This is a genomic window from Pseudomonas sp. SIMBA_067 (assembly GCF_046534675.1).
Lineage (GTDB): Bacteria > Pseudomonadota > Gammaproteobacteria > Pseudomonadales > Pseudomonadaceae > Aquipseudomonas > Aquipseudomonas putida.
Genome location: NZ_JAWRYH010001512.1, coordinates 1 through 229 on the forward strand (window position 1 = coordinate 1; position 229 = coordinate 229).

1 rRNA gene is annotated in these 229 nt (G+C 54.1%); it reads right to left on the reverse strand.

Features of this window, described 5'->3' with window-relative positions:
* Positions 1-229: ribosomal RNA gene (locus SB765_RS34495) — 16S ribosomal RNA — on the reverse strand; the annotation flags it as partial.

Sequence of the window (229 nt, forward strand, 5' to 3'; positions counted from 1 at the left end):
TCCCCACCTTCCTCCAGTTTATCACGGGCAGTCTCCTTTGAGTTCCCGGCCGGACCGCTGGCAACAAAGGATAAGGGTTGCGCTCGTTGCGGGACTTAACCCAACATTTCACAACACGAGCTGACGACAGCCATGCAGCACCTGTCTCACGGTTCCCGAAGGCACATTCTCATCTCTGAAAACTTCCGTGGATGTCAAGACCAGGTAAGGTTCTTCGCGTTGCATCGAA